The organism is Asticcacaulis sp. P2_C5, from assembly GCF_056404555.1.
Map to the genome: position 1 here is coordinate 213,736 of NZ_JBFUDU010000002.1, position 14,293 is coordinate 228,028.

A 14,293-nucleotide genomic window follows, 5' to 3' on the forward strand; every position below is an offset into this window, starting at 1 on the left:
GCACGGCCTGAGAAAACGAAGTCGGGAAGCCTTAGGCGTCCTCGCCTTCGGCCAGGGCACGCACCAGTTCGAGAATGCGGCGGCGATGCTTGGCGTTCTTGATGCGCGGGAAGGCTTCAGCCAGTTCGATACCCTCTGTCGTCATCAGAAAACCATGAACGAACTGTTCGGATTCGGACTCAGAAAAACCCTCGACGGGTTCACTCGCGCCGTAGCCTTCAAAGAAGTAGGCGACGGGGGTCTTCAGGGCTCGGCCGATTTCGAACAGCTTGGAGGCGCTGATGCGATTGGAGCCACGCTCGTACTTTTGTACCTGCTGGAAGGTCAGATCAATCGTTTCCGCGAGCCCTTCCTGGCTCATACCGAGAAACTTGCGGCGCATTCTGACACGTGCGCCTACGTGTAAATCGACCGGATTGGGGCTGCGGTCTGTCTTTACGGAAATGTCGTCCAACTTTGCCTCTTACTAAAAATCAGCTGTCGCTGAGGGTTACACGTGCGTGTGAAGACAATCCGGCTGACTATCCGGACTGTTCCTGACCAGGGCGATCTGTTGTCTCACCACCGACACCCCCACGACGTCAGCGAAGCGCAAGGTTTCTTTTGATCACCCTCACACAAGTCTCAATTGTCACAAAAAATAGACACAGACAAGCGATCACCACCTGAAGGAGATTTTTCGTCCGGCCGTAGGGGGTAACGGACAAAGCAGCCGGAATCGGCATGTCCCGGAAGGCCCTGACCGAGGTGTCGATTTTCGTGCCAGGGACGATTCGGCCCAGAGGATCGACCAGTACGGAAATACCGGTGGGTGTCGACCTGACCAGAGGCAGGCCCTCTTCGATAGCGCGATAGCTGGCCTGGTTCAAATGTTGGCGTGGACCGGTTGTCGGGCCAAACCATGCGTCATTGCTGATGTTCAGTATCCATTTGGGGCGCAACCGGGCGTGCTTACCGCTGTAATCCGTCATATCCAAAGAGGGGAATATGCCTTCATAGCAGATCAACGGCAGAAAACGTGGAATGCTGCCAAATGCTACCGGCGCGGTGCGATCGCCCGGCGTAAAGCCGTCGCCGATATGGACGAGCTCCTTGAATCCTACCGCCTGCAACACATCCTCATACGGGAGAAATTCACCGAAAGGCACCAATTTAAACTTATTGTAGAAACCCTCAACCGTGAACACATTTTCGTGATCAGCAGTGACGATCATAGAATTTCGCCAGACCGACCGACCCATACGATCATAATCGGCGCGATAGGCGCCGAAAATCAGCGCCTGGTTCTTGCGCAAAAGGTTGGCCATGATTGGCGCGGTCCAGGTCTTGTCGGCAAGCAGATCGTCCGACGAGGTCGGCAAGGCGCCCTCGGGCCACACCACCAGGTCCGGCCACGGCTTGCCAGGCGCCGGCGCGGCCCGGGTCATGCGCACATAGTCCATAAAGACCGGACGAAATCCGTCGCGGTCCCATTTTGCGCGCTGGCCGATATTGGGCTGAACCACGCGAACCGTATAGCTTGTGAAGGTCACATGCGTCGTCTCAAGGCGATACAAACCCACTCCGAAACAGCCGGCAAGGACAAGGCCCGCCCAGATCACTGGTGCATAGCCCTTGACGCCCATGCCGCGGCGCACGACCCCGAGGGAACAGAATATGGCAACCGTCAGGAAGCTCAGTCCGTAAACACCGACATAGGCAGCTATTTGCGACATGGCGGATCCAGCAAGCCAGGTGGCACCGGCCGGATTCCACGGAAAGCCCGAAAAGATCCAGCCACGCAGCATTTCAAACGCGGAAAACAGCGCGGCGAAATAGAGGAAGCGTTTGACACCTGACGGCGCAAACCAACGGTACAGGACGGCGAATAAGCCCCAGAACAGGGCAATGCCGGCAGGCAGGGCTGTGGCGGCAGGGATGGCCATCCAGCCATAGGTGTCGGCGTCGACCAGAAAGGCTTCGGCGACCCAGAAGCAGCTGACGAAAAAATAGCCGAAGCCAGCCAGCCAGCCCATGAAAAATAGAGTGCGCTTAGGCGTCGTGCCCAGATCGCGTTCAAACAACCAAAGCAGAAGGGCATAGCCGAACAGGCCGGGCAGGAAACCGAAGGGCGGCTGCGCCAGCCCGATCATAATGCCCGCCAGCAGCGACAGCCAGCGCGGACGCGCCGGCAGGTCAAGCCATTTGACCCAGGCATGCAGTCCGGCCATCGCCTCAGTCATCGGCCGGCGTCAGGTCGGCGGCAGGCTCGAAACTGCGGCGGTGGAGACGCAAACGCTTGATACGACGGGCATCGGCATCGAGGACTTCGATATCGAAACCGGCGGCGGCATAGGGAATAACCTCACCGCGCTGGGGCACCCGGCCGGCCAGAACCGCAACCAGCCCGGCAACCGTGTCGATTTCTTCCTCGGTATCGGCCGGGAACAGACTGACCCCCAGTTTTTCTTCCAGGGTGGTCACTTCGACGCGGCCATCGACCTCGATCTGGCCGTTGGGCAGTTCACGAACCTCCTCTTCCGAGGCTTCGTCATATTCGTCGTCGATATTGCCGACCACCGCCTCGACCAGGTCTTCCAGGGTCACCAGGCCGTCGGTACCGCCGAATTCGTCGATGACCAGCGCCATGTGGATGCGCTGGGCCTGCATACGCAGCATCAGCTCGGATGTGGTCATGGACGATGGCACATACAGCAGCTCGCGGCGCAGGCGGTGCAGCACCGGCTCGGCCCAGTTGGGTCCGTTGCGTCCCGCTTCGGGGCTGAGCAGTTTCAGCACGTCCTTGATGTGGACGACACCAACCGGATCATCGAGCGAGTCGCGATAGATGGGCAGGCGCGAATGTTCGCTCTCGATACAGGTGCGCACGACATCGGCCAGGGTGCTGGACAGTTCGATGGCGACGATATCGACGCGCGGCGTCATGACGTCGGCGACGCTGAGCGACTGAAACGCCCGGGCGTGATCGACCAGTTCGGAGGCGATATGGTCCTCGCCGCTGGCAATTTCGGCTTCGGCACGGGTCTGGGGCCGCGTCAGGCCGAAGAAGGAGAGGAACGATTTTCGCGGGGGTTCAGGGTCAGGCATGATCAGGGTCAGAGGGGGCCATCTGAAAGATAGGGATCAGCAACCCCGAGCGACTTCAGGATATCCCGTTCGAGATTTTCCATGGTCTGAGCCTCGGCGTCGTGAATGTGATCATAACCCAATAAATGCAAAGCGCCATGGACGGAAAGATGGAGGACGTGATTTTTCACCGTCTTGCCCTGTTCCCCGGCCTCCCGAACGCAGGTTTCGAGCCCCAGCGCCATGTCGCCCAGATGTTCGAGCACGCCCTTGATTCGCATCGACTTGGGCGCCGGAAAGCTCAGGACATTGGTCGCCTTGTCCTTGTTGCGGTATTCGGCGTTGAGCCGGCGCATCTCGGCGTCGTCGCACAGCAGCACGACGATATCGGCCTGGTCCTTGAAATTGGCGGCCTTCAGGGCGGCCGTGATGGCGGTTTCGACCACGGCCACAGCGTCCGGCAAGGCATCGAGCCAGCCGTCCTCTTCGATTTCAACGTCTATCAGCGGTTCCAAGGATTTGCTCATGGTAAGGTTTGGAACCGCGAATGAACGCGAATGAACGCGAATTGGGCGGGCTTCGCCCGCGTGAAATCCAACGGAAAGGACATCGACGGTCCTGTCACGTTCGACATGAAGTATTTGCGTTCATTCGCGTTCATTCGCGGTTCCAAAAAACCTATCCCCCGAACGAATTCTTGTGTTCATTGTCATAGGCGCGGACGATCCGCGCCACCAATTCGTGGCGGACGATGTCGTCGGCGGTCAGTTCGGCGACGCCGACGCCCTTGACCGTGCCCAACAGGCCCACGGCATGGGTCAGGCCGGAATCGGACTTGTTCGGCAGGTCGACCTGGGAGGGATCGCCCGTCACCACCATCCTTGAGCCTTCGCCCAGGCGGGTGAGGAACATCTTCATCTGCATGCGCGTCGTGTTCTGCGCCTCGTCGATAATGACATAGGCGTAGTTCAGCGTGCGACCGCGCATATAGGCCAGGGGTGCGACTTCGATTTCCTTCGACTCGCGCTTCTTGGCCAGGACCTGGGCGCCCAGAATATCGTCCAGCGCCCCCCAGATCGGCGTCAGATACGGATCGATCTTCTCGTTCAGGTCGCCTGGCAAAAAGCCCAGCCGCTCACCGGCTTCGACCGCCGGCCGTGTAATGATAAGCTTGTCGACCTTACGCGCCAGCAGCAGCGATACGCCGTAGGCCACGGCCAGAAAGGTCTTGCCAGAACCCGCCGGCCCCAGCGCAAAGACCAGATCCTTGTCGGCCAGTTCCTTGATATAGGCGGCCTGACCGGCGGTCTTGGCCGCGATGGCGCCACGCCGGCCCATGATGACCGTGTTGCGCTGGTCGATCGGTGCCGCCGCAATCGCCGCGTCGGAGGACGGCGCCGGCTGTTCGATCATGCGGCGGACGTCGGATTCGGAAATGTCGATGCCACGATCGTACAGCTCGCACAGGGCGATAATGACCGCCCTCGCCTTCTGACGCGCCCGTGCATCACCCGAGATGATCAGGCCACCGCCCGGCATTTCGACCAGCACCTTGAACGCCCCTTCGAGCATGGCAAGATAACGCTCGCTGGGTCCAGCCACGGCCAGGACGCAGGCATCGGTCAGGGGGATAAAATCGTCTTTTACGGCGCTCATGCGGCGACCGTTTCCAGCAGCGCGCCCCGCAGGGAATTGTTGCCGATGGCGGTAATGCGCACGGGCACGATCTGGCCGATGAGGTGGTCGGCGTCCTCGACACAGACGGATTGCAGATAGGGCGAGCGGCCGATGGCCTGATTGCCGTAACGACCACGCTTGTCGAACAGAATGTCCAGGGTCTGGCCGACCAGCCTGGCCTTGAAAGCTTGTTGCTGTTCGATGATCAGGGCATTCAGCGCCTGCAGGCGTTCATCCATCACGGCGTCGCTAACCTGGCCGGGCATGGCGGCAGCGGGCGTGCCGGGACGCGGCGAATATTTGAAGGTGAAGGACGAGGCGTAACCGACCTCACGGACCAGGGCCAGGGTGTCCTCGAAATCCTTGTCGGTCTCGCCCGGAAAGCCGACGATAAAGTCGCCGGACAGGGCCAGGTCGGGCCGCGCGGCCCGGATGCGGGCGATCAGGTCGATATAGGCCTGGCGTCCGTGCTTGCGGTTCATGATGCGCAGTATCTTGTCCGAACCCGACTGGACCGGCAGATGCAGGTACGGCATGACGGCGGCCAGGTCGCGGTGGGCGGCGATCAGGTCGTCGCCCATGTCATTGGGATGCGAGGTCGTGTAACGCAGGCGATCGAGACCCGGGATCTCGGCTAGGGCGTACATCAGCTTCGCCAGGGTCGAGGGCTGGCCGCTGTCGTCGAGGCCGTTATAGGCATTGACGTTTTGGCCGAGCAGCGTCAGCTCGCGCACGCCCTTGGCAGCAATGGCGCGGGCCTCGTCGAGGATCGAAGCGACCGGGCGCGACCATTCAGCGCCGCGCGTATAGGGCACAACGCAGAAGGTGCAGAACTTGTCGCAGCCTTCCTGGACGGTGAGAAAAGCGGTCGGGCCGGAGACGGTGCGGGCGCCGGTCAGGGCGTCGAATTTAGCTTCTGGCGCAAAATCGGCGGCCAGGCGCTCACCCTTGGCACGGTGAGTGCGGGCGATCAGTTCGGGTAGCTGGTGATAGGCCTGGGGGCCGACGACCAGGTCGACCGCGGGAGCACGGTGCATGATTTCCTTGCCCTCGGCCTGGGCGACGCAGCCGGCGACGGCGATGGTCATGCGGCCTTCACCGCGCGCTTCCTTTTCCTCGCGCATTTCCTTGAGGCGGCCGATCTCGGAATAGACCTTTTCGGCGGCCTTTTCGCGGATGTGGCAAGTGTTGAGCAGGACCAGATCCGCCCCCTCGGCCTGGTCGGAAACCTCATAGCCCAACGGGCGCAGGATATCGATCATGCGCTCGCTGTCATAGACGTTCATCTGACAGCCATAGGTCTTGATATGCAGCTTCTTCGGCGCCGGCGGGGTGACGTGTTGGTTCATGGGGCGCGTTATGATGCCTGAGGCGGGAAGTTTCAAGAGTTTATCAACAGGTGAGGTGTTGATTGGTAAGTGGGAGACGGCTACCGCGTAAGAGACAAGAATTTGTATTTACAGCTATTTTCAACGCGGAAAGCGCGGAAAAGTCGGAAAGACGCGGAAAAAAGAGGTGGCAACGGACAGGCTCTTGCCCGAAGGGCTTTCATAGCGCGTATGCGGCGACAAATCATAAAAGAAGGCGCTTCGCGCATTTGAAGTCAGACCCTAGATTTCGGCGCCTTTCCGACTTTTCTGCGCTTTCCGCGTTGAAAATTGCTGTAAAATCAATATTTTACAATGGCGTTACCGCCATCTACACTGCAAAATTCTACTTCTCTTCGTCCAGCGGAACGCCATACAGCTCCAGCTTATGGCCGACCAGCTTGTAGCCCAGCTTCTGCGCCAAGGCTTCCTTCATGATCTCAATTTCCTTGTCGAAAAACTCCACGACCTGGCCCGTCTTGATATTGATCAGGTGATCGTGGTGATCATCGCCGGCCTGCTCATAGCGCGACCGGCCATCGCCGAAGTCATGGCGTTCCACCACGCCCGCCTCTTCGAACAGCCGCACCGTACGATAGACCGTCGCCAGCGAAATGTTGGGATCGACCGCTGCCGCGCGATGATACAGCTCTTCGACATCCGGATGATCATCCGCCGCCGACAAAACACGCGCCACAACCCGACGCTGATCTGTCATGCGCATGCCCTTTTCGATACACTGTTGTTCAATGCGATCCATGACGGGCTCCCGCTTTTCGATTTTGCGACTTAGTCGCAGTGCAACACCAGTAAATGTAAGGTTTTGCTCAAGCGAGCGCAAGCCTTAGTATATGCGCATCCACAGGTGGGGATTCCTTGCGGCTGTAATAGGCCCGCCGGCGACCGGCGCGTTTGAAGCCGCAGGACTCGTACAAACGCAGCGCCGCGTCATTATCCGTCGCCACCTCGAGGAACAAGCTTTCCGCGCCTTCATTGCGCAAGGCCGCGATAACCTGCCGCAACAAGGCGCGCGCCAAACCCTTCTTCTGATAGTCCGGATCGGTGGCGATGGTCAGGATCTCGCCCTCGCCCTCCACCACCGCCATGACCACAAAACTGACCACATCGCCATCGGCTTCGAAAACATAGGTGCGGTGGTGAGGCTTGATCAGCAGATCGGCAAAGACGCCCGAACTCCAGCCATAGTCGAAACACCGGGCGTGGATCTGCTCGAGCTGGGTACAGGGCGCATTGAGCTGACGAATGACCGTCATGATGCGAGTTCCAGAGTTATGATACCCCGCGTCGACGCCACCGCATCAGCGCCGCGCATATAGAGCGGCGTCACATCGTCATGGCCCGGCGCCAGGGTCAGCTCGGCCAGGGCGTCGAGCGACGGCCAGCCCTGCTCAAAGATATCAATACCGGGACAGACCTCGCCGGCTTCACGCGCCGCCGGCCCGGACAGGATGTCGAACGGATGGTCGCGTGCAAACTCTGTGATTTCAGCCAGGGTCAGGGTCTGGGCCGGATCATTTCCCCGCTGGACATAAAAATTACCGCGCCCGCCATTGATAACGGCCAGCGGCATGCGCCCGGTCAAATCGGCATGGTGGTTCAGCGCTTCCAGCGTGCCTATGCCCTTGAGCGCGACACCCTGACCGACGGCCAGGCCCTTGGCGAACGACAAACCAACGCGCAGGCCGGTAAAGGAACCAGGTCCCAGGGTCACGCCGATATGGGTCAGGGTTTTGGGCGTGAGGCCGCTTTCACGGAACAGCTCGGAAATCATGACCGGCAAACGTTCCTGATGGCCGCGCGGCATCGGCTCGATCTTGTCGATCCGCAGCTCGCCATCCTGAAACAACCCGGCAGAACAGGCGTTCAGCGCGGTGTCTATGACCAGGACGGTACTCAGAGGACGGCCTCGATCTGCCGCACCTCGGGGACGTAATGCTTCATCAGGGATTCGACTCCCTGACGCAGCGTCGCCGACGATGAGGGGCAGCCGGCACAGGCGCCACGCATATGCAGATACAGCGTGCCGGATTCCATGTCGAAGCTGTCGAATTCGATATCGCCGCCGTCCTGGGCGACCGCCGGACGCACGCGGGTGTCGAGCAAATCCTTGATTTCGGCAACGATCTGGCCCAGCTCGCCTTCATAGACGGTTTCGACCTTGGTCTCGGTTTCGCGCAGGATCGGCTGGCCGGAGGTGTAGAAGTCCATGATCGCGGCCAGGATGGGCGGTTTGAGCTGCGCCCAGATCAGCGAGGCATCCGGATCACGGCGCACGGTCAGGAAATCGGAGCCGAAGAACAGGGCCGAGACGCCATCGATCTTGAACAGGGTTTCCGCCAGAGGCGACGCTGTCGCTTCATCGGCCGAGGCAAACTGTTTGGTGCCGGTTTCGAGCACGGTCCGGCCGGGCAGGAACTTGATGATATCGGGGTTGGGCGTGGCTTCGGTCTGGATAAACATAGCGGCGTACTCGGATATTACCTTATGCGCTAAATGGGCGCAAAACGGTTCATTGGCAAGAGCAATCGCTTAGTGGGCGCTTTCAGGGCGGCCGAGTGCCAAGTGTGTAATTCCACCTCTACAGTGGAATGATTCAACGCGGAAAGCGCCGAAAAGTCGGAAAGACGCAGATATTCAGGATCTACCTTCTACCGCGCGAAGCGCCTTTTTGCAGCGTGACTTGCCAATATCTCGGAATGACAGCCCTTCGGGCAGAAGCTTGTCCGCCCGTTCTTTTTGCCGCGTCTTTCCGACTTTTCGGCGCTTTCCGCGTTGAAAATTGCTGTAAATTCAAACTATTCTCACACAAAGTGGCCGCCCGCCAAATACAAGCCTTAAAGTTTCGCCACCCATTCGCGCAACACGGCATTGACGATGGTCAGCTTGGCGAAGCTCCAGCCGCCGCCGGTCATGTCGACAATCATCGAACGCAAGGGCTCGATCAGGGCCGTATTGTCCGCCGCCCAGCTTTCGATGATCTCCAGCGGTGACTGCGATACCGTCATGCGCGACATCATCGCCTTGACCACCAGCTTTTGCTCTGTCAGCACGTCCTCGATCAAACGCCGTGTCGCCATACGATCCCACGGATCGGCACTGGCCAGACTGCCGGCGCCATCGTTCAGATCGTCGAAGCCAAAACGATGGCCCGTCAGGAAATACAGCTCGGCCGTCTTGTCGAGCGGCTTCTTCGGACCGCCCGCCAGGTCGATAATATCCGAGGCATGATGGAAGGCCGACAGCTCGGTAATGGCACGCGCCAGAGCTTCCGGCGCACCCAATCCGACCAGGGTTTCGACGCGTGCGGCGATTTTCGCCTTTACCGGTTCGCTCAGCACACTTTGTCCCAAGCCCAGCAGGGTCGTAACACCCTCCGCATAGGGCGCGACACGCGCGTCGAGCGTCGCCGGCGCTTGGGAAAAGCGCCGGGCGATCCAGTAGGTCTGGTGGCGGACAAAGGCCGACAGGTCGCGATACAAGCCCGTCTGGGCCGCCGCCGGGATCTTGGTGTCGAGCGCGCTGACCTGATCCCACAAGGTCTTGATGCCGAACAGCTGACGCGCCGCCGCGAAGGCCAGGACAAAGCCTTCGGCATCGACGCTGGTGCCCTTCATGACGCGGGTGGCGAAGCTGGGGCCGGTCATGTTGACGATGTCGTTGGACAGGACGGTGGCGACGATTTCGCGATGCAGGCGATGCTTGCCGATATCAGCCTTGTAGCCGTGCAAAGCGTCGGGGAAGTAGTCGACTAGGGTCGGTTCGAATGCCGCGTCATCCGGCGCCTTCGACGCCACGATGTCGTCGAACAGGACCAGTTTGCTATAGGCGGTGACGACGGCGATTTCCGGCCGGGTCAGACCCCTGCCCTGTGCCCGTCGGCCTTCAAGCGCTGTATTGGACGGCAGGCCCTCGACCTTGCGGTCCAGCCGGCCGCGCTTTTCCAGGGCCGACATAAAGCCCTGCATGGCGGCGTTGTCGTCAGCCGCGGTCGCTTCCTGCAGGGTCAGGGCCAGGGTCTGGTCGTAATTGTGCTTCAGGACGTGCTGCGCCACCTCGTCGGTCATCGACGCCAGCAGCTTGTCGCGCGCTGCGATCGTCATCCGGCCGGTGGCGGTCAGTTGGCCCAGCAGAATCTTGATATTGACCTCGTGGTCGGAGCAGTCGACGCCGGCGGAATTGTCGATGGCGTCGGTGTTCAGCCGGACGCCGGCTTCGGCGCAAGCGATGCGGCCGGCCTGAGTCAGGCCCAGATTGGCGCCCTCGCCGATCACCTGGGCGCGAACCTCGTTGCCGTCGATACGGATGGCGTCATTGGCCTTGTCGCTGACATCGACATGAGCCTGGGCCGGCGACTTGATATAGGTGCCGATACCACCGAAATAGAGCAGTTCGACGCGCGCCTTGAGGATGGCGTTCATCAATTCGAACGGCGTAACCGCATCGGCGTCGAGGTCCAGCAGGGCCTTGATTTCCGGCGTCAGCGGGATCGATTTCTGGCCGCGCGAAAAGACGCCGCCGCCCTTCGAAATCAGCGCCTTGTCATAGTCCTGCCACGACGACCGCGGCAGGGCGAAAATGCGCTCGCGCTCGGCAAACGAGGCTTCCATGTCCGGATTCGGATCCAGGAAGATGTCGCGGTGGTCAAAGGCCGCCACCAGCTTGATCTTGTGGGATAGCAACATGCCATTGCCGAAGACGTCGCCCGACATGTCGCCGACGCCGGCAACCGTGAAGGGTTCGGACTGGATATCCTTGCCGATCTCGCGGAAATGGCGCTTGACGGCTTCCCAGGCGCCACGCGCCGTAATGCCCATGGCCTTGTGGTCGTAACCGACGCTGCCGCCCGAGGCGAAGGCGTCACCCAGCCAGAAGCCGTAGTCGGCCGAGACACTGTTGGCGATGTCGGAGAAGGTGGCGGTGCCCTTGTCGGCGGCGACGACCAGATACGGATCCGGGTCATCCCAGCGCACGACCTGGGGCGGCGGCACGATATGGCCCTTGGCGTCGATATTGTCGGTCAGATCGAGCAGGCCGCTGAGGAAGGTCTTGTAGGCGCGGACCGCCTCGGCCTTGATGGCGTCGGGCGTGGCGCTAGGTGAACCGGCGCGCGGCAGCATCTTGGGATAGAAACCACCCTTGGAGCCGACGGGCACGATGACGGCATTCTTGACTTGCTGCGCCTTGACCAGGCCCAGGACCTCGGTGCGGAAATCGTCCTTGCGGTCGGACCAGCGCAGACCGCCACGGGCCACAGGTCCGAAGCGCAGATGAACGCCTTCGACGTGCGGCGCCCAGATGAAGATTTCACGATAGGGTTTGGGTTCGGGCAGGTCGGCCAGTTCACGGCTGGCGATCTTGAACGAGATATAGGCCTTGGGCTGGCCGTCCGGCGCAGTCTGGAAATAGTTGGTGCGGCGCATGGCGCCGACCAACAGGTACAGCCGGCGCAGGACGCGGTCGTGATCGAGGCTGGCGACCTTTTGTAGCAGGGCCTCGATCTGGGTTTTTGCCTCGGCGACCAGGGGCTCGCGCTGGGCGATATCCTTGAGGTCCGGCGAGAATTTCAGATTGAACAGGTGCAGCAGGGCTTCAGCGACCTCGGGGTTTTCGCGCAGGGCCGCCTGTTGGACGTCCGGGCTGGGGTCGAGGCCCGACTGGACGCGATAACGGCACATGGCGCGCAGAAGGGCGACCTCGCGCCACGACTGACCGGTCAGGGTCAGGGCATTGAAGCCGTCGCTTTCGGTCTGGCGATACCACAGGGCCAGGATAGTTTGCTGGAATTCGTGGGCGAAGTCGGCGAAGTCGCTGCGGGCGCGGTCATTGAGGTTCTGCGGCGGCAGTTGCAGGATGAATTCGTGAACCCAGAAACAGCCGAGATCCCACGACTTGACGTTAAAGCCATATTCTTCAAGGGTCTTCAGACCCATTTGGTCAAGGACGGGCAGGATATCGGACAGCGGAATCGCCCGATCCGCGCGGGTATAGAGCTTGAAGCAGAAGATCGAATCCAGGTCTTCGAGGCGCTGATAGGCGCGCAGATTGACCGGGGACTGCGGTGTCAGGCCTGCCAGGTAGGTGATGTCGACCACCGCCTCGCGCGTTTCGAACCGGTCCTGATAGCCGGCCGGAAAGGCGCGCGACCAGACGACCCAGTCGATGTCGTCGTGCGGCAGGGCGAGGTTATCGGTAAAGTCAGTATCATGGACCAGGGCTTCGAGCTTTTGCGGCCATGACCGGGTGATGTTTTCGATATCGGCTTCAAGATCGGCAATATTGGGCTCGAAATGGTCGCCGGGCGTGACGCCGATAATGTAGTGGATGCACGACAGCATCGAGTCGTTGATATAGGGATAGGACGCCGAAACCCGGCCGAGATAGGCGTTGGCCAGTATTTCACCGGCCTGTTTCTGCATCTGCGACTGATAGATCTCGCGCGGGATGTACAGCATGACCGAAATGAAACGGTCGAACGAATCGGCGCGGGTAAACAGCTTGACCCTCGGCCGGTCGGACAGGTGCAGGATGCCGCGGGCGATGCGCAGCAGGTCGGCTTCGCTCATCTGGAACAGTTCGTCGCGGGGATAGGTCTCGACGATATTCTTCAGGCGCTTTTCGTTATAGCCGCCGCTGAGACCCATGGCGCTGGCCTCGTGCAGGACGTGCTCGGCCTTCTTGCGAACCAGGGGTACTTCGAAGGCCGGGCGGTCATAAGCCTCAGAGGTGAACAGGCCGACGAAACGGACCTCGCCCGACGGCTGGCCATCGGCGCCGTAACGCTTGATGCCGATATAGTCCATATAGATGCGGCGGTGGACGCGCGACTTGATATTGGCCTTGGCGACCGTGACCGGTTCGGAGTTTTCGAGCTGGTGCAGAATCTGTTCGCTAAGCACGGCCGGCTCGGAACTGCGGCGCAGGACCTGGCGCTGGGCGTCGCGCAGGACGCCGAAGCCTTCCTGAAGCTGGTTCATCGGCTGTTCGGAGGCGTAGCCGCCCTCGGCATTGCGGGGATAGGTGTAGCCGCGCGCGCCCAGGAAGACGAAGTGGTTCTCATCGATCCAGTGCAGGAAGGCGAGATTCTCTGCCAGGATGGCATCGTCGATCTTGATCGCCTTGTTATCGCGCAGGGCTTCCAGCGCCTCGATCTCCTGGGCCAGCAGCTTCTGCATGCGCGGAAAGTCGCGGACGGCCAGTTTCAGGTCGTGCAGGCTCTCATCGATGCCGGTCAGGATCGTTTTGCGCCGGTCGGTATTCTGGCGCTCGACGAAGATCAGCATCATCGATTCTTTGTGGCTGGCGCCCGTTGCGGCGCGCTCACCATTATCGTCGCGCGTGACGGTGACCACCGGGTGGAACATGGAGCGGACCGAAATACCCTGGTCGATCAGCTCGCCCATGACGGTTTCGACGATAAAGGGCGAGTCGCTCTGCACGATCTCGATGACGTCGTAGGGTGTCGGCTCTCCCGCCGCCGTCGTGACCGGCAGGATGCGGCGCAAAGTCTCGGTGCCGTGGTTACGGCGCGTTCCATAGGCCCAGAACTCGGCGATGACGCGATTGAGGCCGGCCGTGTCGAGATCGGGCAGTTCGTCGGCGTCGAAGTCTTCGAGAATCTGGGTCAGGAAGACCTTTTCAGCATCGGCAAGGCGTAGAAAATCCCGGGCGCCGATCGTGGCGACAAAAGCCTTGGTGAGCGCATCCTTAAGGGCATGGAGGGCGTCGCCGGAGGCGCCGCTGAGGGTGATGTCGTCCATGAAACTGTCTTCCAACCTTCTTCGAGCCCGGGGCATTTTCCGGCGCGGCGTATCCGCCGTCTGTGCGCTTTCGTCCGGGCATTATTGTGGCGGAAATTGTTTAACAAAAGCACCCGGGCAAGTCACGAGGTAGTTTCCACTGATACTTGAAAGACTGGCACATAAAAGGCCGCCAACCCGTTGCAGGATTGGCGGCCTTATGGGCCATGACCGGTCTTCATGGGGAAAAAACCGGCCGCGGCGATGGCAACACCAGCCAGGTCCAAGGGGATAAACCCGCCGGCGGAACCGGCACGGCCGGTTCGGGTTGTCATTTTGGTCCGTGAGAGAGGCACGTCCCAACACATGGATTTTTACCACTTTCGCGGTGTCATAACCATAGGCTCGCATATCACAGTTATGTGA

General features: G+C 60.6%; 11 protein-coding genes. All 11 read right to left on the reverse strand.

Annotated features, from left to right (window positions below; genetic code table 11):
- Positions 1 to 31 precede the first annotated feature (31 nt).
- Positions 32 to 382 (reverse strand): helix-turn-helix domain-containing protein, encoded by a 351-nt coding sequence (locus AC1DXO_RS04635; RefSeq protein ID WP_476977223.1) that lies wholly within the window; start codon positions 380 to 382, stop codon positions 32 to 34.
- A gap of 199 nt (positions 383 to 581) precedes the next feature.
- Positions 582 to 2,222, reverse strand: coding sequence for an apolipoprotein N-acyltransferase (gene lnt / locus AC1DXO_RS04640; RefSeq protein WP_476976926.1), 1,641 nt, complete (start codon positions 2,220 to 2,222; stop codon positions 582 to 584).
- Complete coding sequence (locus tag AC1DXO_RS04645; RefSeq protein ID WP_476976927.1) at positions 2,215 to 3,087, reverse strand: hemolysin family protein; 873 nt, start codon at positions 3,085 to 3,087, stop codon at positions 2,215 to 2,217. The genes lnt and AC1DXO_RS04645 overlap by 8 nt, the downstream gene beginning before the upstream one ends.
- A gap of 8 nt (positions 3,088 to 3,095) precedes the next feature.
- Positions 3,096 to 3,593 (reverse strand): rRNA maturation RNase YbeY, encoded by a 498-nt coding sequence (gene ybeY / locus AC1DXO_RS04650; RefSeq protein WP_476976928.1) that lies wholly within the window; start codon positions 3,591 to 3,593, stop codon positions 3,096 to 3,098.
- 151 nt (positions 3,594 to 3,744) lie between these two features.
- Complete coding sequence (locus AC1DXO_RS04655) at positions 3,745 to 4,722, reverse strand: PhoH family protein (protein ID WP_476976929.1); 978 nt, start codon at positions 4,720 to 4,722, stop codon at positions 3,745 to 3,747.
- A complete protein-coding gene (gene miaB / locus AC1DXO_RS04660; protein WP_476976930.1) occupies positions 4,719 to 6,092 on the reverse strand; it encodes a tRNA (N6-isopentenyl adenosine(37)-C2)-methylthiotransferase MiaB in 1,374 nt (457 codons plus the stop codon). Before miaB ends, AC1DXO_RS04655 begins: the two co-directional genes overlap by 4 nt.
- A gap of 364 nt (positions 6,093 to 6,456) precedes the next feature.
- Positions 6,457 to 6,870 carry a Fur family transcriptional regulator gene (locus AC1DXO_RS04665; RefSeq protein WP_476976931.1) on the reverse strand — a complete coding sequence of 138 codons (414 nt, stop codon included), beginning with the start codon at positions 6,868 to 6,870 and terminating at the stop codon, positions 6,457 to 6,459.
- Positions 6,871 to 6,937: 67 nt separating this feature from the next.
- The gene (rimI, locus tag AC1DXO_RS04670) at positions 6,938 to 7,384 is read right to left on the reverse strand and encodes a ribosomal protein S18-alanine N-acetyltransferase (protein ID WP_476976932.1); all 447 of its coding nucleotides are present in this window, start codon (positions 7,382 to 7,384) and stop codon (positions 6,938 to 6,940) included.
- Positions 7,381 to 7,977 carry a tRNA (adenosine(37)-N6)-threonylcarbamoyltransferase complex dimerization subunit type 1 TsaB gene (gene tsaB / locus AC1DXO_RS04675; protein WP_476976933.1) on the reverse strand — a complete coding sequence of 199 codons (597 nt, stop codon included), beginning with the start codon at positions 7,975 to 7,977 and terminating at the stop codon, positions 7,381 to 7,383. Before tsaB ends, rimI begins: the two co-directional genes overlap by 4 nt.
- 47 nt (positions 7,978 to 8,024) lie before the next feature.
- Positions 8,025 to 8,591 (reverse strand): NifU family protein, encoded by a 567-nt coding sequence (locus AC1DXO_RS04680; protein WP_476976934.1) that lies wholly within the window; start codon positions 8,589 to 8,591, stop codon positions 8,025 to 8,027.
- 374 nt (positions 8,592 to 8,965) lie between these two features.
- Entirely contained in the window at positions 8,966 to 13,888 is a 4,923-nt protein-coding gene (locus tag AC1DXO_RS04685) for an NAD-glutamate dehydrogenase (protein WP_476976935.1), read from the reverse strand.
- Between the last annotated feature and the right edge of the window lie 405 nt (positions 13,889 to 14,293).

Bases quoted from the DNA above. Each gene is read 5' to 3' on its own strand.
- AC1DXO_RS04680 (WP_476976934.1), bottom strand. From the start codon at position 8,591: ATGTTTATCCAGACCGAAGCCACGCCCAACCCCGATATCATCAAGTTC.
- AC1DXO_RS04665 (WP_476976931.1), bottom strand. From the start codon at position 6,870: ATGGATCGCATTGAACAACAGTGTATCGAAAAGGGCATGCGCATGACA.
- miaB (WP_476976930.1), bottom strand. From the start codon at position 6,092: ATGAACCAACACGTCACCCCGCCGGCGCCGAAGAAGCTGCATATCAAG.
- lnt (WP_476976926.1), bottom strand. From the start codon at position 2,222: ATGACTGAGGCGATGGCCGGACTGCATGCCTGGGTCAAATGGCTTGAC.
- AC1DXO_RS04685 (WP_476976935.1), bottom strand. From the start codon at position 13,888: ATGGACGACATCACCCTCAGCGGCGCCTCCGGCGACGCCCTCCATGCC.
- AC1DXO_RS04655 (WP_476976929.1), bottom strand. From the start codon at position 4,722: ATGAGCGCCGTAAAAGACGATTTTATCCCCCTGACCGATGCCTGCGTC.
- ybeY (WP_476976928.1), bottom strand. From the start codon at position 3,593: ATGAGCAAATCCTTGGAACCGCTGATAGACGTTGAAATCGAAGAGGAC.
- AC1DXO_RS04645 (WP_476976927.1), bottom strand. From the start codon at position 3,087: ATGCCTGACCCTGAACCCCCGCGAAAATCGTTCCTCTCCTTCTTCGGC.
- rimI (WP_476976932.1), bottom strand. From the start codon at position 7,384: ATGACGGTCATTCGTCAGCTCAATGCGCCCTGTACCCAGCTCGAGCAG.
- AC1DXO_RS04635 (WP_476977223.1), bottom strand. From the start codon at position 382: ATGCGCCGCAAGTTTCTCGGTATGAGCCAGGAAGGGCTCGCGGAAACG.